This is a genomic window from Pseudomonas sp. NPDC087029 (assembly GCF_044745345.1).
Classification (GTDB): Bacteria; Pseudomonadota; Gammaproteobacteria; order Pseudomonadales; family Pseudomonadaceae; genus Aquipseudomonas; species Aquipseudomonas faucium.
Window position 1 is genome coordinate 28,063 of the sequence record NZ_JBIVAB010000023.1, and the last position, 22,472, is coordinate 50,534.

Consider the following 22,472-nt stretch of genomic DNA (forward strand, 5'->3'; position numbering starts at 1 on the left):
GCGGCGATTCTATCAGTCCGACAGCTTGACGGCATCTACGCGACGCTTTGCCGCGTACTGGCAGCGCGCCGTATACTTCCTTGTTTATGCCCGCCGAGCGAGGCCGCAGTGGACAAGATCCTGATTCGTGGGGCACGTACCCACAACCTTAAGAACATCGACCTGACCCTGCCGCGCGACAAGTTGATCGTGATCACCGGCCTGTCCGGGTCCGGCAAGTCGTCGCTGGCGTTCGACACGCTGTACGCCGAAGGCCAGCGACGCTATGTGGAGTCGCTGTCGGCCTATGCCCGGCAGTTCCTGTCGATGATGGAAAAGCCCGACGTCGACACCATCGAAGGCTTGTCGCCGGCCATTTCCATCGAGCAGAAGTCGACCTCGCACAACCCGCGCTCGACGGTCGGCACCATCACCGAGATTTACGACTACCTGCGCCTGCTGTATGCCCGCGTCGGCACGCCGCGCTGCCCGGACCACGACATTCCGCTGGAAGCGCAAACGATCAGCCAGATGGTCGACCTCGTGCTGGAGCGCCCGGAAGGCAGCAAGCTGATGCTGCTGGCGCCGGTCATCCGCGAGCGCAAGGGCGAGCACCTGGCGGTGTTCGACGAACTGCGTGCCCAGGGCTTCGTGCGGGCGCGGGTCAACGGCAAGCTCTACGAGCTGGACGAACTGCCCAAGCTGGACAAGCAGAAAAAGCACAGCATCGACGTGGTGGTAGACCGCTTCAAGGTGCGCGCCGATTTGCAGCAGCGCCTGGCCGAATCGTTCGAGACCGCGCTCAAACTGGCCGACGGCATCGCCCTGGTGGCGCCGATGGACGACGAAGAAGGCGAAGAGACGATCTTCTCCGCGCGCTTCGCCTGCCCGATCTGCGGCCATGCGATCAGCGAGCTGGAGCCCAAGCTGTTCTCCTTCAACAACCCGGCCGGCGCCTGCCCGACCTGTGATGGCCTGGGGGTGAAGCAGTTCTTCGACACCAAGCGCCTGGTCAACAGCGAGCTGACCCTGGCCGAAGGCGCGATCCGCGGCTGGGACCGGCGCAACGTCTATTACTTCCAGATGCTTGGCTCGCTCGCGGCGCACTATGGCTTCAGCCTGGAGGAGCCGTTCGGCGAGCTGTCAGCCGAGCACCAGAAGGTGATCCTGCAGGGCAGCGGCAAGCAGAGCGTCGACTTCAAGTACCTCAACGACCGCGGCGACATCGTCAAGCGCTCGCACCCGTTCGAGGGCATCGTCCCGAACCTGGAACGGCGCTACCGCGAGACCGAATCGGCCACCGTGCGCGAGGAGCTGGCCAAGTTCCTTGGCACCCAGCCCTGCCCCGACTGCCGCGGCACCCGCCTGCGCCGTGAGGCGCGGCACGTGTGGGTGGGCGAGAAGACCCTGCCGGCGGTCACCAACCTGCCGATCGGCGAAGCCAGCAGCTATTTCGGTGAGCTGACCCTGACCGGCCGGCGTGGCGAGATCGCCGCGAAGATCCTCAAGGAAATCTGCGAACGCCTGCAGTTTTTGGTCAACGTCGGCCTCGACTACCTCACCCTCGACCGCAGCGCCGACACCCTTTCGGGTGGTGAAGCCCAGCGTATCCGCCTGGCCAGCCAGATTGGCGCGGGCCTGGTGGGGGTGATGTACATCCTCGATGAACCGTCCATCGGTCTTCATCAACGGGACAACGACCGCTTGCTGGCCACCCTCAACCACCTGCGCGACCTGGGCAACACGGTGATCGTGGTCGAGCACGACGAGGACGCCATCCGCCTGGCCGACTACGTTGTCGACATCGGCCCGGGCGCCGGTGTGCACGGTGGCCAGATCGTGGCCGAGGGCACGCCGCAGGAGGTCATGGACCACCCGGACTCGCTGACCGGCAAGTACCTGTCTGGGCGCAAGAAGATCGTCGTGCCGGCCAAGCGCACCCCGCGTGACAAGAAGCTGCAGCTCAAGCTCAAGGGCGCGCGGGGCAACAACCTGCAGAACGTCGACCTGGAGATCCCGATCGGCCTGCTCACCTGCGTGACTGGCGTGTCCGGCTCGGGCAAGTCGACGCTGATCAACAACACCTTGTTCCCGCTCGCCGCCACCGCGCTGAACGGCGCAAGCAGCCTGGAAGCAGCGCCGCACAGCAGCATGGACGGCCTGCAGCACCTGGACAAGGTGGTCGATATCGACCAGAGCCCGATCGGCCGCACGCCGCGCTCGAACCCCGCCACCTACACCGGCATCTTCACGCCGATCCGCGAACTGTTCTCCGGCGTGCCGGAGTCGCGCTCCCGTGGCTATGGCCCAGGGCGTTTCTCCTTCAACGTCAAGGGTGGCCGCTGCGAGGCGTGCCAGGGCGATGGCCTGATCAAGGTCGAGATGCACTTCCTGCCGGACATCTACGTGCCGTGCGACGTGTGCAAGAGCAAGCGCTACAACCGCGAAACCCTGGAGATCAAGTACAAGGGCAAGAACATCCACGAGGTGCTGGAAATGACCATCGAGGATGCCCGCGAGTTCTTCGACGCGGTGCCGGCCCTGGCGCGCAAGCTGCAGACCCTGATGGACGTGGGCCTGTCGTACATCAAGCTGGGGCAGTCGGCGACCACCCTGTCAGGGGGCGAGGCGCAGCGGGTCAAGCTGTCTCGCGAGCTGTCCAAGCGCGACACCGGCAAGACCCTGTACATCCTCGACGAACCCACCACCGGCCTGCACTTCGCCGACATCCAGCAACTGCTCGACGTGCTGCATCGCCTGCGCGACCACGGCAACACGGTGGTGGTCATCGAGCACAACCTGGACGTGATCAAGACCGCCGACTGGCTGGTGGACCTGGGGCCGGAGGGTGGTTCCAAAGGTGGGCAGATCATTGCCAGCGGCACGCCGGAGGAGCTGACCAAGATGAAGCAGTCCTACACCGGGCATTACCTCAAGCCATTGCTTGAGCGTGACCGGGCCTGATTGGCCTGTGGATAAAAAAAGCCCCTGGTACAGACGGTGCCAGGGGCTTTTTTATTGCGTGTGGATAACTTACATCTGCGACTGCAGGTAGTTTTCCAGGCCGATGGCTTTGATCAGGCCCTGCTGCTTTTCCAGCCAGTAGGTGTGATCTTCTTCGGTATCGGCCAATTGCGCGCGCAGGATGTCGCGGCTGATGTAGTCCTTGTGCAGTTCGCACAGTTCGATGCCTTTGCACAGCGCGGCGCGCACCTTGTACTCGAGCTTGAGGTCGGCCTCGATCATTTCCGGTACGGTGCTGCCCACTTCGAGGTCATCGGCACGCATGTCCGGGGTGCCTTCGAGCATCAGGATACGGCGCATCAGTGCATCGGCGTGCTGCGTCTCTTCTTCCATCTCGTGGTTGATACGCTCGTAGAGCTTGGACAGGCCCCAGTCTTCATACATGCGCGAGTGAATGAAGTACTGGTCGCGTGCTGCCAGTTCGCCCTTCAGCAACGTGACGAGGTAGTTGATTACGTCCGGGTGACCTTGCATCGCCCTGCTTCTCCCTGTGAATAACTTCAATACCGCATAGTGTGAACCAGGTTTTCGTCGCGGTCACTGAAAAACGCGCAATTAGAAGCAAAAAATCGGTTAAACAGTAGTGATATTCATTGAAAAACCGCCCAAATGAGGGCGGTTCTTCTTATCACTTCGACTTAGGCGAGATTCAACCCCAACGCTTTGGCGATGCCTTCGCCATAGGCCGGGTCGGCCTTGAAGAAGTACTGCAGCTGCCGCTGGATCACATCTTCGCTGACGCCGGCCATGGTGCCTGCGATGTTGCTGATCAACAGTGCTTTCTGCTCATCGCTCATCAGGCGGAACAGTGCGCCGGCATGGCTGTAGTAGTCATCATCCTCGCGGTGGTCGTAGCGGTCGGCCGAACCGTTGAGCGCCAAGGCGGGCTCGGCGTGGCGCGGCGACTGCTTCGGCGCATCGGCGAAGCTGTTGGGCTCGTAGTTAGGCGCGCTGCCGTAGCTGCCGGCCGCCATGGAACCATCACGCTGGTAGCTGTTGACCGGGCAACGCGGGGCGTTGACGGGCAGTTGCTGGTGGTTGGTACCCACGCGGTAGCGGTGCGCATCGGCATAGGCGAATACACGGCCTTGCAGCATACGGTCAGGCGACAGGCCGACGCCGGGCACCATGTTGCTCGGGCCGAATGCAGCTTGCTCGACTTCGGCGAAGTAGTTGAGCGGGTTGCGGTTGAGCTCCAGCACACCCACTTCGATCAGCGGGTAGTCCTTCTGCGACCAGGTCTTGGTCACGTCGAACGGGTTCTCGTTGCGGCTGGCCGCTTCGGCTTCGCTCATGACCTGGATGCACACGGTCCAGCGCGGGAAGTCACCGCGCTCGATGGCTTCGAACAGGTCGCGCTGAGCGTAGTCCGGGTCAGTGCCTGCCAGGCGCGCAGCCTCGGCCGGAGCAAGGTTCTTGATGCCTTGCTGGGTCTTGAAGTGCCACTTGACCCAGGTGCGTTCGCCCTGTGCGTTGATCAGGCTGTAGGTGTGGCTGCCAAAGCCGTGCATGTGGCGGTAGCCATCCGGAATACCGCGATCAGAGAACAGGATGGTGACCTGGTGCAGCGCCTCGGGGGAGTGCGACCAGAAGTCCCACATCATCTGGGCATTTTTCAGGTTGCTTTGCGGGTGACGCTTCTGGGTGTGGATAAAGTCAGGGAATTTGAGCGGGTCACGGATGAAGAACACTGGAGTGTTGTTGCCAACGATGTCCCAGTTGCCTTCCTCGGTGTAGAACTTCACGGCGAAGCCGCGCGGGTCGCGCTCGGTGTCTGCCGAACCGCGTTCGCCACCCACGGTGGAGAAGCGCAGGAAGGTTTCGGTCTGCTTGCCAATCTGTTCGAACAGCTTGGCGCTGGTGTATTCGGTAATGTCGCGGGTGACGGTGAAGCTTCCGTAGGCACCTGAACCCTTGGCGTGCACACGGCGCTCGGGGATGTTCTCGCGGTTGAAGTGCGCGAGTTTCTCGATCAGGTGAAAGTCGTCGAGCAGCAGCGGGCCGCGAGGGCCGGCGGAACGGGAGTTCTGGTTGTCAGCTACAGGTGCACCGCTGGCGGTGGTGAGTATCTTGCTCATGGGCTCTCCTTATCGGTCTTCAGGTGCCGGCTATCGGCTTGAAGAGGAGTATCGTCGAGCAAGGTTACACAAACAAATTCATTGATTGACTTGCATCAATAGAAACAAACAATACATGCGCGCACAAAAAACCGGGCACTAGGCCCGGTTCTTTGTAGCAGACAGAACGTCTTACTCAGCAGCTTCTACAGCACCGCCGACCGGACGATCAACCAGCTCGACGTACGCCATAGGCGCGTTGTCGCCAGCGCGGAAACCGCACTTCAGGATGCGCAGGTAGCCGCCCTGACGGGTGGCGTAACGCTTGCCCAGGTCGTTGAACAGTTTGCCAACAGCGGACTTCGAACGGGTACGGTCGAAGGCCAGACGACGGTTAGCAACGCTGTCTTCCTTGGCCAGGGTGATCAGCGGCTCGGCAACGCGGCGCAGTTCCTTGGCTTTCGGCAGGGTGGTTTTGATCAGCTCGTGCTCGATCAACGACACTGCCATGTTCTGGAACATAGCCTTGCGGTGAGAGCTGGTACGGCTCAGGTGACGTCCACTTTTACGATGACGCATGATTCATTCCTTACCAAACACTACGTTCGGTGATTACGACGATCAGGCGGTCGCCTTGTCGTCTTTCTTAAGACTTGCAGGCGGCCAGTTGTCGAGGCGCATGCCGAGAGACAGACCACGAGAGGCCAGGACGTCCTTGATTTCAGTCAGGGACTTCTTGCCCAGGTTAGGAGTCTTCAACAGCTCTACTTCGGTACGCTGAATCAGGTCGCCGATGTAGTAGATGTTCTCCGCCTTGAGGCAGTTGGCCGAACGTACAGTCAGTTCCAGGTCGTCAACCGGACGCAGCAGGATCGGATCGATCTCGTCTTCCTGCTCGACTACGACAGGCTCGCTGTCACCTTTGAGGTCGACGAACGCGGCCAGCTGCTGTTGCAGGATGGTCGCAGCGCGGCGGATAGCCTCTTCAGGATCCAGGGTGCCGTTGGTTTCCAGATCAATGACCAGCTTGTCCAAGTTGGTACGCTGTTCAACACGGGCGTTTTCGACCACATAGGCGATACGACGCACCGGGCTGAACGAAGCGTCCAACTGCAGACGGCCAATGCTACGGCTTTCGTCTTCGTCGGTTTGACGGGAGTCGGCCGGCTCGTAACCGCGACCACGAGCTACAGTGAGCTTCATGTTCAGGGCGCCATTCGACGCCAGGTTCGCGATTACGTGATCGGGGTTGACGATCTCGACATCGTGATCCAGCTGAATATCGGCAGCGGTAACCACCCCCGAACCCTTTTTCGACAAGGTCAGCGTAACTTCGTCACGACCGTGCAGCTTGATAGCCAGGCCTTTCAGGTTCAACAGGATTTCAATGACGTCTTCCTGTACACCTTCGATCGCGGAGTACTCATGGAGTACGCCATCGATCTCGGCCTCGACTACTGCACAGCCAGGCATGGAGGACAACAGGATGCGGCGCAGCGCGTTGCCCAGGGTATGGCCGAAACCACGCTCGAGAGGCTCGAGCGTAATCTTGGCGCGGGTCGGACTGACTACCTGCACATCAATGTGGCGGGGAGTCAGGAACTCATTTACCGAAATCTGCATGGATGCACCTATTTTCTAGCCCTTACTTGGAGTAGAGCTCGACAATCAGGTTTTCGTTGATGTCGGCAGACAGGTCGCCGCGAGCAGGAACGTTCTTGAAAACGCCCGACTTTTTAGCAGCATCTACGTCTACCCACTCAACGCGGCCACGCTGGGCGCACAGTTCAAGGGCTTGAACAATGCGCAGCTGGTTCGACGACTTCTCGCGAACCGCGACCACGTCACCCGGACGAACTTGGTAGGATGGAATGTTTACAGTCTTACCGTTGACGCTGATCGCTTTGTGCGAAACCAGCTGACGGGACTCGGAACGAGTCGAGCCGAAGCCCATACGGTAAACGACGTTATCCAGACGGCACTCGAGCAGTTGCAGCAGGTTCTCACCGGTTGCGCCTTTTTTCGAGGCAGCAGCTTGGTAGTAACCGCGGAACTGACGCTCCAGAACACCGTAGATACGACGGACTTTTTGTTTCTCGCGCAGCTGGGTACCGTAGTCGGACTGACGGCCACGGCGCTGGCCGTGGATACCTGGGGCTGCTTCGATGTTGCACTTCGATTCCAGAGCGCGAACGCCGCTCTTCAGGAACAGATCGGTGCCTTCACGACGAGACAGTTTGCATTTTGGACCAATGTAACGTGCCATTCTTCTGTCTCCTGATTACACGCGGCGCTTCTTCGGCGGACGGCACCCGTTGTGCGGGATTGGCGTCACGTCGGTGATGCTGGCGATCTTGTAGCCACAGCTGTTCAGTGCACGAACGGCGGACTCACGACCTGGACCTGGACCCTTGACGTTAACGTCGAGGTTCTTCAGACCGTATTCCAGCGCAGCTTGACCAGCACGCTCAGCAGCGATCTGGGCTGCGAACGGGGTGGATTTGCGCGAACCACGGAAACCCGAACCACCGGAGGTCGCCCAGGACAAAGCATTGCCCTGACGGTCGGTGATGGTCACGATGGTGTTGTTGAAAGAAGCGTGGATGTGGGCGATGCCATCAACCACTGTCTTTTTGACTTTCTTACGAGGACGAGCAGCAGGTTTTGCCATGTCTATATTCCTGGGCGATTACTTGCGGATCGGCTTACGCGGGCCCTTACGGGTGCGTGCGTTGGTCTTGGTGCGCTGACCGCGAACCGGCAGACCTTTACGATGGCGCAGGCCGCGGTAGCAACCCAGGTCCATCAAGCGCTTGATCTTCATGTTGATGTCACGACGCAGGTCACCTTCAGTGGTGAACTTCGCGACTTCGCCACGCAGGGTTTCGATTTGCTCGTCGCTCAGATCCTTGATCTTTGCGGCTGGGTTGACACCAGCGTCTGCACAAATCTTCTGTGCAGTTGTGCGACCGACACCATAGATGTAGGTCAGCGAGATAACAGTATGCTTGTTATCTGGAATGTTGACGCCTGCAATACGGGCCATTCAGTGGGACTCCAATTGACAGCTACCTACGCCCCGGAAGCCAAGAAATAGGGCGCGAGATAATATCGCTGTAGAAACGAATAATCAACCCAGCAGCACACTAGCTGCTGGGTTTGAAGCGCAGATCACACTCAGCCTTGGCGCTGTTTGTGACGCGGTTCCGCGCTGCAGATCACTCGTACGACGCCTTCGCGACGGATGATCTTGCAGTTACGGCACAGCTTTTTCACCGATGCACGAACTTTCATTACCGACTCCTCGAACCTTAGGGGCGTATCAGCGCAGCAGACCGCTGCCACCGTAGCCTTTCAGGTTGGCTTTCTTCATCAGGGATTCGTACTGGTGCGAAACGAGGTGCGATTGTACTTGGGACATGAAGTCCATCACAACCACTACCACAATCAGCAACGAGGTCCCGCCAAGGTAGAACGGCACATTTGCTGCCACCACCAGGAACTGGGGCAGAAGGCAGACGGCCATCATGTAAAGAGCACCGAACATGGTCAAACGGGTCAGAACGCCATCAATGTAGCGCGCCGACTGCTCACCAGGACGGATACCCGGAATAAAGGCACCGGACTTCTTCAGGTTTTCCGCTACGTCTTTCGGGTTGAACATCAGCGCTGTGTAGAAGAAGCAGAAGAAAATGATCCCTGCACTAAACAGCAGAATGTTCAACGGCTGACCAGGAGCGATCGACTGCGAGATGTCCTGCAGCCAGCCCATACCTTCGGACTGACCGAACCAGGCACCCAGCGAAGCCGGGAACAGCAAGATGCTGCTCGCGAAAATGGCCGGGATAACCCCCGCCATGTTCACCTTCAGCGGCAAGTGGCTGGTCTGCGCAGCGAAGACCTTGCGGCCCTGCTGACGCTTGGCGTAGTGAACGGCGATACGACGCTGACCACGCTCAATGAACACCACGAAACCGATGATCGCTACTGCCAGCAAACCGATTGCGACCAGGGCGAAAATGTTGATATCGCCTGTGCGTGCAGACTCGAAAGACTGCCCGATTGCTCTCGGAAGACCGGCAACGATACCTGCGAAGATCAACATCGAGATACCGTTGCCCACACCGCGCTCGGTGATCTGCTCGCCCAGCCACATCATGAACATTGCGCCTGCCACGAACGTGGAGACGGCAACGACATGGAAGCCCAGGCCCGCAGAAAACGCCACGCCCTGGTTGGCCAAGCCAATGGACATGCCAATGGCTTGAACCAGTGCCAGGATAACGGTGCCGTAGCGGGTGTACTGGCTGATCTTACGACGGCCAGCTTCACCTTCCTTCTTCAACTGCTCCAGTTGCGGGCTGACCGCCGTCATCAGCTGCATGATGATCGATGCCGAGATGTACGGCATGATCCCCAGTGCAAAGATGCTCATGCGCTCGAGCGCGCCACCGGAAAACATGTTGAACAAGCTAAGAATGGTCCCCTCATTCTGCCGAAACAGATCCGCCAGACGGTCCGGATTGATGCCGGGAACCGGGATATGCGCACCTATCCGATAGACGATGATCGCCATGAACAGAAAGCGCAGACGAGCCCAGAGTTCCGACATCCCGCCCTTACCGAGCGAAGAGAGAGCACCTTGCTTAGCCATTTATTCCTCGAACTTGCCGCCAGCTGCTTCGATAGCCGCACGCGCACCCTTGGTGGCTGCGATGCCCTTGATGGTGACTGCGCGAGTGACTTCGCCAGACAGCATGATTTTCACACGCTGTACGTTCTGGTTGATCACGTTGGCATCCTTCAAGGATTGCACGGAGATCACGTCGCCTTCCACTTTGGCCAGCTCGGACAGACGCACTTCTGCGCGGTCCATGGCTTTCAGGGAAACGAAGCCGAACTTCGGCAGGCGACGGTGCAGCGGCTGTTGACCGCCTTCGAAGCCCGGAGCGATCGAACCACCCGAACGGGAGGTCTGACCTTTGTGGCCACGGCCGCCGGTCTTACCCAGACCGCTACCGATACCACGACCCGGACGATGCTTTTCGCGACGGGAACCCGGCGCTGGACTCAGATCATTGAGTTTCATCGATTAACCCTCGACGCGCAGCATGTAGTAAGCCTTGTTGATCATCCCGCGGTTCTCGGGAGTATCCTGGACTTCTACAGTGTGACCGATGCGACGCAGACCCAGACCCTTAACGCACAGTTTGTGGTTAGGGATACGGCCCGAGACGCTCTTGATCAGCGTTACTTTTACGGTAGCCATGATCAGAAGATCTCCTCAACGCTCTTGCCGCGCTTGGCAGCAATGGACTCAGGAGATTGCATGGCTTTCAGACCCTTGAAGGTGGCGTAAACCACGTTCACTGGGTTGGTCGAACCGTAGCACTTGGCCAGGACGTTCTGAACACCAGCAACTTCCAGGACAGCACGCATGGCGCCGCCGGCGATGATACCGGTACCTTCCGAGGCAGGCTGCATGTAAACCTTCGAGGCGCCATGGGCGGCCTTGGTGGCGTACTGCAGGGTGGTGCCTTTCAGGTCAACCTGGATCATGTTGCGACGAGCAGCTTCCATGGCTTTCTGGATCGCAGCAGGTACTTCGCGCGATTTGCCACGGCCGAAACCAACGCGACCCTTGCCATCACCCACCACGGTCAGCGCGGTGAAGGTGAAGATACGGCCGCCTTTAACGGTTTTGGCTACGCGGTTAACTTGAACCAGCTTCTCGATGTAGCCTTCGTCGCGCTTTTGATCGTTATTTGCCATAACTTAGAACTCCAGCCCGCCTTCACGAGCAGCATCAGCCAGCGCTTTGACGCGGCCATGGTACTTGAAGCCGGAACGGTCAAAGGCAACTTGAGATACACCGGCGGCTTTCGCGCGCTCAGCTACCAGCTTGCCAACCTTAGTGGCCGCGTCGATGTTGCCAGTGGCGCCATCACGCAGGTCTTTGTCCAAGGTCGAGGCGCTTGCCAGAACCTTGCTGCCGTCGGCCGAAATGACCTGGGCATAGATGTGCTGCGAGGAGCGGAACACGCACAGGCGCACGACTTCGAGTTCGTGCATCTTGAGACGTGCTTTGCGAGCGCGACGCAGTCGAGTAACTTTTTTGTCGGTCATTTGCTAGGCCCTACTTCTTCTTGGCTTCTTTACGACGGACTACTTCGTCCGCGTAACGCACACCTTTGCCTTTGTACGGCTCTGGCGGACGGAAGTCGCGGATTTCAGCGGCCACCTGACCTACCAGCTGCTTGTCGATACCCTTGATCAGGATGTCGGTCTGGCTAGGAGTTTCAGCGGTGATACCGGCTGGCAGTTCGTAGTCCACTGGATGCGAGAAGCCCAGAGCCAGGTTCAGGACGGTGCCTTTTGCCTGTGCCTTGTAACCAACACCGACCAGCTGGAGCTTGCGCTCGAAGCCTTGGCTTACGCCTTGGACCATGTTGTTGACCAGAGCACGGGTAGTACCGGCCATGGCGCGAGCTTGCTGGTCACCGTTGCGAGCGACGAAACGCAGTTCGCCGGACTCTTCGGTAACTTCAACAGACGAGTGAACGTTCAGTTCGAGAGTGCCTTTGGCACCCTTCACCGAAAGCTGCTGGCCGGCGAATTTGACTTCGACGCCTGCTGGCAGCTTAACGGGGTTCTTAGCGACGCGAGACATGCCTATCTCCCCTTAGAACACTGTGCACAGAACTTCGCCGCCGACACCGGCAGCGCGCGCAGCGCGGTCAGTCATCACACCTTTGTTGGTGGAGACGATAGACACGCCCAGGCCGCCACGAACTTTCGGCAGGTCTGTGACGGACTTGTACTGGCGCAGGCCAGGACGGCTGGAACGCTTCAGTTCCTCGATGACCGGACGGCCTTCGAAGTACTTGAGTTCGATCGACAGGGACGGCTTGGCCTCACCAGTAACCTGGTAGCCAGCGATGTAACCTTCGTCTTTCAGAACTTTGGCAACCGCGACCTTCAGGGTGGAGGAAGGCATGCTTACGACGGACTTTTCAGCCATCTGGGCATTACGGATGCGAGTTAGCATGTCCGCTAACGGGTCCTGCATACTCATGGGCTAGATGCTCCTGATACAAGAATTATTAGCCTTGCGGCTATCACAACCACCCGAACGGGCAGGGTAAAAAACCCAGGCTCGGGTGAGCCGGTCATTCTAGACACAAGGCAGAAACGAAACAAGCCCCATATAGGGGCTTGTTTGTTGGCGAGGTCACCGACGGTCGGAAGATTGCTCCCCGTCCGTCGGGATCACACCTGCAGCGATTACCAGGAGGCCTTGACCAGACCTGGTACGTCGCCACGCATTGCAGCTTGACGCAGCATGTTACGGCCCAGGCCGAACTTACGGTATACACCGTGAGGACGACCGGTCAGGCGGCAACGGTTGCGCAGGCGCGCAGCGCTGGCATCACGTGGCTGCTTCTGCAGAGCGACAACGGCAGCGAAACGCTCTTCTGGAGAGGCGTTCAGGTTGACGATGGTCGCTTTCAGCTCAGCACGCTTTTTGGCGAACTTGGCTACCGTGAGCTGACGCTTCAGCTCGCGGTTTTTCATGCTCTTCTTGGCCATTTTCCTACTCCAATCAGTTGCGGAACGGGAACTTGAAAGCACGCAGCAGAGCGCGGCCTTCGTCGTCCGAACGAGCAGTGGTGGTCAGGGTGATGTCCAAACCGCGCAGAGCATCGATCTTGTCGTAATCGATTTCCGGGAAGATGATCTGCTCTTTCACGCCCATGCTGTAGTTGCCACGACCATCGAAGGACTTGGCATTCAGGCCGCGGAAGTCGCGAACCCGAGGCAGGGAGATCGCCAGCAGGCGGTCCAGGAATTCGTACATTTTTTCGCGACGCAGGGTCACCTTGACACCGATCGGCCATCCTTCACGGACTTTGAAGCCCGCGATGGATTTACGAGCGAAAGTCACAACCGGCTTTTGACCGGTGATCTTTTCCAGGTCGGCAACAGCGTGCTCGATGACTTTCTTGTCGCCGATCGCTTCGCCCAGACCCATGTTCAGGGTGATCTTGGTAACGCGCGGAACTTCCATCACGTTCGACAGCTTAAGTTCTTCCTTAAGCTTAGGAGCGATTTCGTTCCGGTAAATCTCTTTCAGTCGTGCCATGGTCTTCTACCTAGCAGTGTTCAAGCATCAACCGCTTTTTGGGTCGACTTGAAGACACGAATTTTCTTACCGTCTTCTACTTTGAAACCAACGCGGTCAGCCTTGTTGGTTTCGCCGTTGAAGATGGCAACGTTGGAAGCGTGCAGAGGCGCTTCTTTTTCGACGATACCGCCCTGAACGCCCGCCATCGGGTTAGGCTTGGTATGACGCTTGACCAGGTTCACACCACCGATGACCAGACGGTCATCAGCGAGAACCTTCAGCACCTTACCGCGCTTACCTTTGTCTTTGCCGGCGATCACGATGATCTCGTCGTCACGACGAATCTTTTGCATGTCGGATCTCCTTACAGCACTTCAGGGGCGAGCGAGACGATCTTCATGAACTTCTCAGTACGAAGTTCACGGGTCACTGGCCCGAAGATGCGAGTGCCGATCGGCTCTTGCTTGGTGTTCAGCAGAACAGCAGCGTTGCCGTCGAAACGAATGATGGAACCGTCAGCGCGACGTACACCGTGACGGGTACGGACGACAACAGCGGTCATCACTTGGCCTTTTTTGACCTTACCGCGCGGAATTGCTTCCTTGACGGTTACCTTGATGATGTCACCGATGCCGGCGTAACGGCGGTGGGAACCGCCGAGCACCTTGATGCACATGACGCGACGAGCGCCGCTGTTATCGGCCACATCGAGCATGGATTGAGTCTGAATCATAAAATTTCTCCGACCCCTAGCCCTTAGACTTCAACAGCGCGTTCGAGGACTTCAACCAGTGCCCAGGACTTGGTCTTGGCCAGCGGACGGGTTTCACGGATGGAAACCTTGTCGCCGATCTTGCACTGGTTGGATTCGTCGTGCGCGTGCAGCTTAGTCGAACGCTTAACGTATTTACCGTAGATCGGGTGCTTTACGCGACGCTCGATCAGAACGGTGATGGTCTTGTCCATTTTGTCGCTGACGACACGGCCAGTCAGCGTACGGACGGTTTTTTCAGCTTCAGCCATGATCACTTACCTGCCTGCTGGTTGAGCACAGTTTTCACGCGAGCGATGTCACGCTTAACTTGCGAGAGCAGGTGCGACTGACCCAACTGGCCAGTTGCTTTCTGCATACGCAGATTGAACTGGTCGCGCAGCAAGCCGAGCAGTTGCTCATTCAGTTGCTGTGCAGATTTTTCACGAAGTTCATTCGCTTTCATCACATCACCGTCCGCTTAACAAAGGAGGTGGCGAGAGGCAGCTTTGCAGCAGCCAGGGCGAAAGCTTCGCGCGCCAGCTCTTCAGAAACACCCTCGATCTCGTACAGGACTTTGCCTGGCTGGATCTGGGCAACCCAGTATTCCACGGAACCCTTACCTTTACCCATACGAACCTCGAGAGGCTTCTTGGAGATCGGCTTGTCCGGGAACACACGGATCCAGATCTTGCCGCCACGTTTTACGTGACGGGTCAGCGCACGACGTGCGGACTCGATCTGGCGAGCGGTGAGGCGACCGCGAGCAACAGCTTTCAGGGCGAATTCGCCGAAGCTGACTTTGCTACCGCGCAGTGCCAGACCACGGTTGTGGCCAGTCATCTGCTTGCGGAATTTTGTACGCTTTGGTTGCAACATTTGGCGTACCCCTTACTTAGCAGCTTTTTTACGAGGCGCTGGTGCTTGTGGTTTCAGTTCTTCTTGGCGACCACCAATAACTTCGCCTTTGAAGATCCAAACCTTCACACCGATCACACCGTAAGTGGTGTGAGCTTCGTAGGTGTTGTAGTCGATATCGGCACGCAGGGTGTGCAGAGGCACACGACCTTCGCGATACCACTCGGTACGAGCAATCTCAGCACCGCCGAGACGACCGCTCACCTGGATCTTGATGCCCTTGGCACCAATACGCATGGCGTTCTGTACGGCGCGCTTCATGGCGCGACGGAACATTACGCGGCGTTCCAGCTGCTGAGCTACGCTCTGCGCAACCAGCATAGCGTCGAGTTCCGGCTTGCGGATCTCTTCGATGTTGATGTGCACAGGCACACCCATCTGCTTGGTCAGGTCCTGACGCAGCTTCTCAACATCTTCACCTTTCTTGCCGATAACGATACCGGGACGAGCGGTGTGGATGGTGATGCGTGCAGTTTGAGCCGGACGATGAATATCGATACGGCTTACGGACGCGCTTTTTAGTTTGTCTTGGAGGTACTCACGCGTTTTCAGATCCTTCAACAGGTAATCTGCGTAAGTAGCACCGTCTGCGTACCAGACGGAGGTGTGCTCCTTGACGATTCCCAGGCGAATGCCAGTGGGATGTACTTTCTGACCCATCTGATCGACTCCGTTACTTGTCCGCAACCTTGACAGTGATATGGCAAGACCGCTTGACGATGCGATCAGCACGGCCTTTGGCACGTGGCATGATGCGCTTCAGCGAACGCCCTTCGTTGACGAAGACGGTGGAGACCTTCAGGTCATCAACGTCTGCGCCTTCGTTGTGTTCGGCGTTGGCAACGGCCGACTCGAGGACTTTCTTCATGATTTCAGCGGCTTTTTTGCTGCTGAAGGCCAACAGGTTGAGCGCTTCGCCCACCTTCTTCCCGCGGATCTGGTCGGCGACCAAGCGGGCTTTCTGGGCGGAGATGCGAGCGCCCGACAACTTAGCGGCTACTTCCATTTCCTTACCCCTTAACGCTTGGCTTTCTTGTCAGCCACGTGCCCGCGATAGGTGCGGGTACCGGCGAACTCGCCCAGTTTGTGGCCGACCATGTCTTCGTTCACGAGAACTGGGACATGCTGGCGACCGTTGTGAACCGCGATGGTCAGACCGACCATTTGTGGCAGGATCATCGAACGACGCGACCAGGTTTTAACTGGCTTGCGATCGTTCTTCTCCACCGCCACTTCGACCTTCTTCAACAGGTGAAGATCGATAAAAGGACCTTTTTTCAGAGAACGTGGCACTGTCGTATCCCTCTAGTTACTTGCGACGACGGACGATCATGTTGTCGGTACGCTTATTACCGCGGGTTTTAGCACCCTTGGTTGGGAAGCCCCATGGCGATACCGGATGACGACCACCGGAGGTACGACCTTCACCACCACCATGTGGGTGGTCAACCGGGTTCATGGCAACACCACGAACGGTTGGGCGAACGCCGCGCCAGCGTTTGGCACCCGCTTTGCCCAGCGAACGCAGGCTGTGCTCGGAGTTCGAGACTTCGCCCAGGGTCGCACGGCACTCAGCCAGTACTTTACGCATCTCACCGGAGCGCAGACGCAGGGTCACGTATACGCCGTCACGAGCGATCAGCTGAGCCGAAGCGCCAGCGGAACGAGCGATCTGAGCACCTTTACCCGGCTTCAGTTCGATGCCGTGAATGGTGCTACCTACTGGGATGTTGCGCAGTTGCAGGGAGTTACCGGCCTTGATTGGGGCCAGGGCACCTGCGATCAGCTGGTCGCCAGCGCTCACGCCTTTAGGGGCGATGATGTAGCGACGCTCACCGTCTGCGTAGCACAGCAGGGCGATGTGAGCAGTACGGTTTGGATCGTATTCGATACGCTCGACAGTGGCTGGGATGCCATCTTTGTCGTTGCGACGGAAGTCGACCAGACGGTAATGCTGCTTATGACCACCACCAACGTGACGAGTGGTAATGCGGCCATTGTTGTTACGACCACCAGACTTCGATTTCTTCTCGAGCAGCGGTGCGTGAGGAGCGCCTTTGTGCAGCTCCTTGTTGACCACCTTGACCACGAAACGGCGGCCAGGGGAAGTCGGTTTGCATTTAACGATTGCCATGATGCACCCCTTCCTTACTCAGCACTGCTGCTGAAATCGAGATCTTGGCCTGGCTGAAGGGAGACGATCGCCTTCTTCCAGTCATTACGCTTGCCCAGACCACGTGCGGTACGCTTGGTTTTACCCAGAACGTTAACAGTCGACACGTTTTCAACTTTTACGTTGAACAGGCCTTCGACAGCTTTCTTGATTTCCAGCTTGGTTGCGTCAGTAGCAACCTTGAATACGAACTGGCCTTTTTTCTCAGCCAGAACGGTAGCCTTCTCGGAAACGTGCGGGCCAAGGAGGACTTTGAATACGCGTTCCTGGTTCATCCCAGCAGCTCCTCGAATTTCTTCACGGCCGAGACAGTGATCAACACTTTCTCGTATGCGATCAGACTGACCGGGTCGGAACCTTGTACGTCACGTACGTCGACGTGCGGCAGGTTACGAGCAGCCAGGTACAGGTTCTGATCAACAGCGTCGGAAACGATGAGAACATCGCTCAGACCCATGCCGTTCAGCTTGTTCAGCAGATCTTTGGTTTTCGGCGCTTCAACAGCGAAGTCCTGAACCACGACCAGACGGTCGCTACGCACCAGCTCAGCGAGGATGGAGCGCAGGGCTGCGCGGTACATCTTCTTGTTGAGCTTCTGCGAGTGATCTTGAGGGCGAGCTGCGAAGGTTACACCACCGCCACGCCAGATCGGACCACGAGTGGTACCAGCACGAGCACGGCCAGTACCCTTCTGACGCCATGGGCGCTTACCGCCACCAGCCACGTCGGAACGGGTCTTCTGCTGCTTGGTGCCCTGACGACCGCCGGCCATGTAGGCCACGACTGCTTGGTGTACCAGCGTCTCGTTGAATTCGCCACCGAAGGTCAGTTCGGAAACTTCGATCGCCTGAGCGTCATTTACATTAAGTTGCATGTCAGTTTCCCCTTAACCGCGAGCCTTGACAGCTGGACGTACAACCACGTCGCCGCCAGTAGCGCCAGGAACGGCACCCTTGACCAGCAGCAGGTTGCGTTCAGCGTCTACGCGAACTACTTCCAGGGACTGAACAGTCACGCGCTCGGCGCCCATGTGACCGGACATTTTCTTGCCCTTGAACACACGACCAGGAGTCTGGCACTGGCCGATGGAACCTGGGACACGGTGCGACACGGAGTTACCGTGGGTGTTGTCCTGGCCACGGAAGTTCCAGCGCTTGATGGTACCGGCAAAGCCTTTACCTTTGGACTGACCGGTTACGTCTACCAGCTGGCCTGCAGTGAAGAGTTCAGCTTTGATCAGATCGCCAGCCTGGAAATCGCCTTCTTCAAGACGGAACTCCCAGACACCGCGACCAGCGGCAACGTTGGCCTTGGCGAAGTGGCCTGCCTGAGCGGCAGTCACACGCGAAGCACGACGCTCGCCGACAGTGACTTGCACTGCACGGTAGCCATCGGTTTCTTCAGTTTTGAACTGGGTGACGCGATTCGGCTCGATCTCAATGACCGTGACCGGAATGGAGACACCTTCTTCGGTGAAAATGCGGGTCATACCGCATTTGCGACCGATTACACCAATAGTCATGTTGTAAACCTCATGAGTGTACGGGGCTTTCACCCGCTATGGCCGCCCATTTCAGAGCGTTACACGACTAGACCGAAGTCTTAGCCGAGGCTGATCTGTACTTCCACACCTGCCGCCAGATCAAGCTTCATCAGCGCGTCAACGGTTTTATCCGTTGGCTGGACGATGTCCAGAACACGCTTATGAGTGCGAATCTCGTACTGGTCACGCGCGTCTTTGTTGACGTGCGGGGAGACCAGAACGGTGAAACGCTCTTTGCGGGTAGGCAGTGGAATAGGACCACGCACTTGTGCACCAGTACGTTTCGCGGTTTCCACGATTTCCTGGGTGGATTGGTCGATCAGGCGATGGTCGAAAGCCTTCAACCTGATACGGATTTGCTGATTTTGCATTGGATTTCAGACTCCAGGCTGTTCCCAACGGACGCACTACGCCCGCTAAAAGGAGGCGTGATTCTATAGACGCCCCAATTTAGTGTCAACCCAATAAAAAAAACCCCCGCTGAGCGGGGGTTTTTTCAATCGGTCGAGTGATTACTCGATGATTTTGGCTACGACGCCGGCGCCGACGGTACGACCGCCTTCACGGATAGCGAAGCGCAGACCGTCTTCCATTGCGATGGTCTTGATCAGGGTGACAGTCATCTGAATGTTGTCACCTGGCATTACCATTTCAACGCCTTCCGGCAGTTCGCAGTTACCGGTCACGTCAGTGGTACGGAAGTAGAACTGAGGACGGTAGCCTTTGAAGAACGGAGTGTGACGGCCGCCTTCTTCCTTCGACAGGACGTAGACTTCTGCGGTGAACTTGGTGTGCGGCTTGACCGAACCTGGCTTGACCAGAACCTGGCCACGCTCAACGTCGTCACGCTTGGTGCCGCGCAGCAGCACGCCGCAGTTCTCGCCAGCACGACCTTCGTCCAGCAGCTTGCGGAACATCTCAACGCCGGTGCAGGTGGTGGTGGTGGTGTCACGCAGACCAACGATTTCCAGCGGGTCTTGAACGCGGACGATACCACGCTCGATACGGCCGGTAACAACGGTACCACGACCCGAGATCGAGAATACGTCTTCGATCGGCATCAGGAACGGCTTGTCGATAGCACGCTCTGGCTCTGGGATGTAGCTGTCCAGAGTTTCAACCAGACGCTTGACAGCGGTGGTGCCCATTTCGTTGTCGTCTTTGCCTTCCAGGGCCATACGAGCGGAACCGATGATGATCGGAGTGTCGTCGCCTGGGAAGTCGTAGGTGGACAGCAGGTCGCGAACTTCCATCTCGACCAGTTCCAGCAGCTCAGCGTCATCTACCAGGTCAGCCTTGTTCAGGAAGACCACGATGTACGGAACGCCAACCTGACGGGACAGCAGGATGTGCTCACGGCTTTGTGCCATCGGACCATCGGCGGCCGAGCAAACAAGGATCGCGCCGTCCATCTGGGCAGCACCGGTGATCATGTTCTTCACGTAGTCAGCGTGACCTGGGCAGTCAACGTGAGCGTAGTGACGAATGTTCGAGTTGTACTCGACGTGAGCGGTGTTGATGGTGATACCGCGCGCTTTTTCTTCCGGAGCCGAGTCGATCTTGTCGAACTCAACGACTGCCGAACCGAAAACTTCGGAGCAGACGCGAGTCAGAGCTGCGGTCAGAGTGGTCTTACCGTGGTCAACGTGGCCGATAGTGCCGACGTTAACGTGGGGAAGGGAACGATCAAATTTTTCTTTAGCCACGACAGTGAACCTCTTGCCTAAAGGGGATTAGCCTTGTTTTTTAACGAGTGCTTCGACGATGTTCGACGGAGCTTCGGCGTATTTGGAGAATTCCATGGAGTAGCTTGCGCGACCCTGAGACATGGAACGAACGTCGGTTGCGTAACCGAACATCTCTCCGAGCGGCACCTCAGCAGTGATTACCTTGCCGGACACCGAGTCTTCATTACCCTGGATCATCCCACGACGACGGCTCAGGTCACCCATCACGTCACCCAGGTATTCTTCCGGGGTTACAACTTCGACCTTCATGATCGGTTCGAGGACCACGCCACCACCCTTCTGGGCCAGTTGCTTGGTTGCCATCGAAGCAGCGATTTTGAACGCCATTTCGTTCGAGTCGACGTCGTGGTACGAACCGTCGAATACGGTAGCCTTCAGGCCGATCAGCGGATAGCCGGCGACAACGCCGTTCTTCATCTGCTCTTCGATACCCTTCTGGATCGGGGCGATGAATTCCTTAGGAATCACGCCACCAACGACTTCGTTGGTGAACACCAGACCTTCGGTGATGTTGCCCTTCTCGTCGACTTCCGGCTCCGAGAAACGGATCCAGCAGTGACCGAACTGACCACGACCGCCCGACTGACGAACGAACTTGCCTTCGATCTCGACGTTGGACTTGGTGATCTTCTCGCGGTACGAAACCTGCGGCTTGCCGACGTTGGCTTCGACGTTGAACTCGCGCTTCATGCGGTCAACGAGGATGTCCAGGTGCAGCTCGCCCATACCGGAGATGATGGTCTGGCCGGTTTCTTCGTCGGTCTTGACGCGGAACGACGGGTCTTCCTGGGCCAGCTTGCCCAGTGCGATACCCATCTTCTCCTGGTCAGCCTTGGTTTTCGGCTCTACGGAGAGCGAAATCACAGGCTCCGGGAAGTCCATACGCTCGAGGATGATCGGCTTGTCGGCGTTGCACAGGGTGTCACCGGTGGTGACGTCCTTCATGCCGATCAGAGCAGCGATGTCGCCTGCACGTACTTCCTTGATTTCTTCACGCTGGTTGGCGTGCATCTGCACCATACGACCAACGCGCTCTTTCTTGCCCTTGACCGAGTTGATGACGGAGTCACCGGAACTCAGGAAGCCCGAGTAGACGCGGACGAAGGTCAGAGTACCAACGAACGGGTCGGTGGCAATCTTGAACGCCAGAGCCGAGAACGGCTCGTTGTCGTCAGCAGGACGCTCGTCGTACTGTTCTGGCTTGACTTCGTCCTTCGGCACGTCGATCAGGTCAGGGTGGATACCCTTGATCGCCGGGATCTCGGTCGGAGCAGGCAGGAAGTCGATGACGGCGTCGAGAACCAGGGGAACGCCCTTGTTCTTGAACGACGAACCGCAGACAGCCGGAACGATCTCGCTGGCCAGGGTGCGCGCGCGCAGGCCTGCCTTGATCTCTTCGACGGTCAGCTCACCTTCTTCAAGGTACTTGTTCATCAGCTCTTCGTTGGCTTCGGCAGCAGCTTCCACCATGTTCGCGTGCCATTCTTCGGCCAGCTCGAGCATGTCCGCAGGAATTTCTTCCTCGCGGTAGGTGGTGCCTTTGTCGTCGTCGTTCCAGTAGATAGCCTTCATCTTGATCAGGTCGACCTGACCCTGGAAGTTATCTTCCGAACCGATGGCCAGCTGAACAGGAACCGGGGTGTGACCCAGACGGTTCTTGATCTGACCTACGACGCGCAGGAAGTTTGCACCGGCACGGTCCATCTTGTTCACGTAGACAACACGTGGAACGCCGTACTTGTTGGCCTGACGCCATACGGTTTCGGACTGCGGCTCAACGCCGGAGGTACCGCAGAACACAACGACCGCGCCGTCGAGTACACGCAGCGAACGCTCTACTTCAATGGTGAAGTCAACGTGGCCGGGGGTATCGATGACGTTTACGCGGTAGTTGTCGTACTGACCACGGGAACCTTTCCAGAAGGTGGTAACGGCAGCGGAGGTAATGGTGATACCGCGCTCCTGCTCCTGCACCATCCAGTCGGTGGTCGCGGCGCCGTCATGCACCTCGCCCATCTTGTGGCTCAGACCTGTGTAGAACAGGATCCGCTCGGTAGTGGTGGTCTTGCCCGCGTCAACGTGGGCACAGATACCAATGTTACGGTAGCGGTTAATTGCTGTAGTACGAGCCATAAAGCCCTCGCAAAATGATTG

General features: G+C 57.9%; 33 protein-coding genes. 1 reads left to right on the forward strand and 32 read right to left on the reverse strand.

All coding sequences use genetic code 11. From position 1 onward, the window contains the following. The first annotated feature begins 108 nt into the window (after positions 1–108). Positions 109–2,943 (forward strand): excinuclease ABC subunit UvrA, encoded by a 2,835-nt coding sequence (uvrA, locus tag ACIPG5_RS24310; protein WP_176515237.1) that lies wholly within the window; start codon positions 109–111, stop codon positions 2,941–2,943. A 69-nt stretch (positions 2,944–3,012) separates the two neighbouring features. Here uvrA and bfr read toward each other — a convergent pair whose 3' ends face one another. From bfr to fusA, 32 genes are all read right to left on the reverse strand, one after another. Then, entirely contained in the window at positions 3,013–3,477 is a 465-nt protein-coding gene (bfr, locus tag ACIPG5_RS24315; protein ID WP_012316512.1) for a bacterioferritin, read from the reverse strand. Between the two features lie 164 nt (positions 3,478–3,641). Further along, the gene (locus ACIPG5_RS24320; RefSeq protein WP_401378615.1) at positions 3,642–5,081 is read right to left on the reverse strand and encodes a catalase; all 1,440 of its coding nucleotides are present in this window, start codon (positions 5,079–5,081) and stop codon (positions 3,642–3,644) included. Between the two features lie 171 nt (positions 5,082–5,252). Then, positions 5,253–5,639 (reverse strand): 50S ribosomal protein L17, encoded by a 387-nt coding sequence (gene rplQ / locus ACIPG5_RS24325; RefSeq protein WP_003255451.1) that lies wholly within the window; start codon positions 5,637–5,639, stop codon positions 5,253–5,255. Between the two features lie 42 nt (positions 5,640–5,681). Then, positions 5,682–6,683, reverse strand: coding sequence for a DNA-directed RNA polymerase subunit alpha (locus tag ACIPG5_RS24330; RefSeq protein ID WP_003255452.1), 1,002 nt, complete (start codon positions 6,681–6,683; stop codon positions 5,682–5,684). A gap of 22 nt (positions 6,684–6,705) precedes the next feature. Then, on the reverse strand, positions 6,706–7,326 hold the full coding sequence (gene rpsD, locus ACIPG5_RS24335) for a 30S ribosomal protein S4 (protein ID WP_008089778.1): 621 nt from the start codon (positions 7,324–7,326) through the stop codon (positions 6,706–6,708). A gap of 15 nt (positions 7,327–7,341) precedes the next feature. Beyond that, positions 7,342–7,731 carry a 30S ribosomal protein S11 gene (gene rpsK / locus ACIPG5_RS24340; protein ID WP_003255454.1) on the reverse strand — a complete coding sequence of 130 codons (390 nt, stop codon included), beginning with the start codon at positions 7,729–7,731 and terminating at the stop codon, positions 7,342–7,344. An 18-nt stretch (positions 7,732–7,749) separates the two neighbouring features. Then, positions 7,750–8,106, reverse strand: coding sequence for a 30S ribosomal protein S13 (gene rpsM / locus ACIPG5_RS24345; protein WP_003255457.1), 357 nt, complete (start codon positions 8,104–8,106; stop codon positions 7,750–7,752). 131 nt (positions 8,107–8,237) lie between these two features. Next, positions 8,238–8,354 carry a 50S ribosomal protein L36 gene (rpmJ, locus tag ACIPG5_RS24350; RefSeq protein WP_002555468.1) on the reverse strand — a complete coding sequence of 39 codons (117 nt, stop codon included), beginning with the start codon at positions 8,352–8,354 and terminating at the stop codon, positions 8,238–8,240. Between the two features lie 28 nt (positions 8,355–8,382). Next, the gene (gene secY / locus ACIPG5_RS24355; RefSeq protein WP_003255459.1) at positions 8,383–9,714 is read right to left on the reverse strand and encodes a preprotein translocase subunit SecY; all 1,332 of its coding nucleotides are present in this window, start codon (positions 9,712–9,714) and stop codon (positions 8,383–8,385) included. Beyond that, positions 9,715–10,149, reverse strand: a complete 435-nt coding sequence (gene rplO / locus ACIPG5_RS24360) for a 50S ribosomal protein L15 (protein WP_008089796.1) — start codon at positions 10,147–10,149, stop codon at positions 9,715–9,717. 3 nt (positions 10,150–10,152) lie between these two features. Next, positions 10,153–10,329, reverse strand: a complete 177-nt coding sequence (rpmD, locus tag ACIPG5_RS24365) for a 50S ribosomal protein L30 (RefSeq protein ID WP_008089798.1) — start codon at positions 10,327–10,329, stop codon at positions 10,153–10,155. Between the two features lie 2 nt (positions 10,330–10,331). Beyond that, positions 10,332–10,832, reverse strand: coding sequence for a 30S ribosomal protein S5 (rpsE, locus tag ACIPG5_RS24370; protein ID WP_003255465.1), 501 nt, complete (start codon positions 10,830–10,832; stop codon positions 10,332–10,334). A 3-nt stretch (positions 10,833–10,835) separates the two neighbouring features. Then, positions 10,836–11,186, reverse strand: a complete 351-nt coding sequence (gene rplR, locus ACIPG5_RS24375; protein WP_008089801.1) for a 50S ribosomal protein L18 — start codon at positions 11,184–11,186, stop codon at positions 10,836–10,838. A gap of 10 nt (positions 11,187–11,196) precedes the next feature. Beyond that, positions 11,197–11,730, reverse strand: a complete 534-nt coding sequence (gene rplF / locus ACIPG5_RS24380) for a 50S ribosomal protein L6 (RefSeq protein WP_009681972.1) — start codon at positions 11,728–11,730, stop codon at positions 11,197–11,199. Between the two features lie 12 nt (positions 11,731–11,742). Next, the gene (rpsH, locus tag ACIPG5_RS24385) at positions 11,743–12,135 is read right to left on the reverse strand and encodes a 30S ribosomal protein S8 (protein ID WP_008089805.1); all 393 of its coding nucleotides are present in this window, start codon (positions 12,133–12,135) and stop codon (positions 11,743–11,745) included. A gap of 209 nt (positions 12,136–12,344) precedes the next feature. Next, positions 12,345–12,650 carry a 30S ribosomal protein S14 gene (gene rpsN / locus ACIPG5_RS24390; protein WP_012316516.1) on the reverse strand — a complete coding sequence of 102 codons (306 nt, stop codon included), beginning with the start codon at positions 12,648–12,650 and terminating at the stop codon, positions 12,345–12,347. 13 nt (positions 12,651–12,663) lie between these two features. Further along, positions 12,664–13,203 (reverse strand): 50S ribosomal protein L5, encoded by a 540-nt coding sequence (gene rplE, locus ACIPG5_RS24395; RefSeq protein ID WP_012316517.1) that lies wholly within the window; start codon positions 13,201–13,203, stop codon positions 12,664–12,666. Between the two features lie 20 nt (positions 13,204–13,223). Continuing rightward, positions 13,224–13,538 (reverse strand): 50S ribosomal protein L24, encoded by a 315-nt coding sequence (gene rplX, locus ACIPG5_RS24400; protein WP_003255476.1) that lies wholly within the window; start codon positions 13,536–13,538, stop codon positions 13,224–13,226. A gap of 11 nt (positions 13,539–13,549) precedes the next feature. Beyond that, positions 13,550–13,918: a 50S ribosomal protein L14 gene (gene rplN / locus ACIPG5_RS24405; protein WP_008089810.1), complete on the reverse strand. Its 369-nt coding sequence runs from the start codon at positions 13,916–13,918 to the stop codon at positions 13,550–13,552. Positions 13,919–13,941: 23 nt separating this feature from the next. Then, on the reverse strand, positions 13,942–14,208 hold the full coding sequence (gene rpsQ, locus ACIPG5_RS24410) for a 30S ribosomal protein S17 (RefSeq protein WP_008089812.1): 267 nt from the start codon (positions 14,206–14,208) through the stop codon (positions 13,942–13,944). 2 nt (positions 14,209–14,210) lie between these two features. Then, entirely contained in the window at positions 14,211–14,402 is a 192-nt protein-coding gene (gene rpmC / locus ACIPG5_RS24415) for a 50S ribosomal protein L29 (protein ID WP_002555481.1), read from the reverse strand. Next, positions 14,402–14,815 carry a 50S ribosomal protein L16 gene (rplP, locus tag ACIPG5_RS24420; RefSeq protein WP_003255479.1) on the reverse strand — a complete coding sequence of 138 codons (414 nt, stop codon included), beginning with the start codon at positions 14,813–14,815 and terminating at the stop codon, positions 14,402–14,404. Before rplP ends, rpmC begins: the two co-directional genes overlap by 1 nt. Positions 14,816–14,827: 12 nt before the next feature. Continuing rightward, a complete protein-coding gene (rpsC, locus tag ACIPG5_RS24425; RefSeq protein ID WP_003255481.1) occupies positions 14,828–15,514 on the reverse strand; it encodes a 30S ribosomal protein S3 in 687 nt (228 codons plus the stop codon). A gap of 13 nt (positions 15,515–15,527) precedes the next feature. Next, positions 15,528–15,860 carry a 50S ribosomal protein L22 gene (gene rplV / locus ACIPG5_RS24430; RefSeq protein ID WP_003103908.1) on the reverse strand — a complete coding sequence of 111 codons (333 nt, stop codon included), beginning with the start codon at positions 15,858–15,860 and terminating at the stop codon, positions 15,528–15,530. An 11-nt stretch (positions 15,861–15,871) separates the two neighbouring features. Further along, complete coding sequence (gene rpsS, locus ACIPG5_RS24435; protein ID WP_003255482.1) at positions 15,872–16,147, reverse strand: 30S ribosomal protein S19; 276 nt, start codon at positions 16,145–16,147, stop codon at positions 15,872–15,874. 16 nt (positions 16,148–16,163) lie between these two features. After that, the gene (rplB, locus tag ACIPG5_RS24440; protein ID WP_016393391.1) at positions 16,164–16,988 is read right to left on the reverse strand and encodes a 50S ribosomal protein L2; all 825 of its coding nucleotides are present in this window, start codon (positions 16,986–16,988) and stop codon (positions 16,164–16,166) included. Between the two features lie 14 nt (positions 16,989–17,002). After that, positions 17,003–17,302 carry a 50S ribosomal protein L23 gene (rplW, locus tag ACIPG5_RS24445; RefSeq protein WP_003255484.1) on the reverse strand — a complete coding sequence of 100 codons (300 nt, stop codon included), beginning with the start codon at positions 17,300–17,302 and terminating at the stop codon, positions 17,003–17,005. Then, entirely contained in the window at positions 17,299–17,901 is a 603-nt protein-coding gene (gene rplD, locus ACIPG5_RS24450; RefSeq protein WP_003255485.1) for a 50S ribosomal protein L4, read from the reverse strand. Before rplD ends, rplW begins: the two co-directional genes overlap by 4 nt. Before the next feature lie 12 nt (positions 17,902–17,913). Continuing rightward, a complete protein-coding gene (gene rplC / locus ACIPG5_RS24455; RefSeq protein WP_003257089.1) occupies positions 17,914–18,549 on the reverse strand; it encodes a 50S ribosomal protein L3 in 636 nt (211 codons plus the stop codon). Between the two features lie 80 nt (positions 18,550–18,629). Next, on the reverse strand, positions 18,630–18,941 hold the full coding sequence (gene rpsJ / locus ACIPG5_RS24460; protein WP_003186070.1) for a 30S ribosomal protein S10: 312 nt from the start codon (positions 18,939–18,941) through the stop codon (positions 18,630–18,632). A 141-nt stretch (positions 18,942–19,082) separates the two neighbouring features. Continuing rightward, positions 19,083–20,276, reverse strand: coding sequence for an elongation factor Tu (tuf, locus tag ACIPG5_RS24465; protein WP_401378617.1), 1,194 nt, complete (start codon positions 20,274–20,276; stop codon positions 19,083–19,085). Between the two features lie 27 nt (positions 20,277–20,303). Continuing rightward, entirely contained in the window at positions 20,304–22,451 is a 2,148-nt protein-coding gene (fusA, locus tag ACIPG5_RS24470) for an elongation factor G (RefSeq protein WP_176518107.1), read from the reverse strand. Between the last annotated feature and the right edge of the window lie 21 nt (positions 22,452–22,472).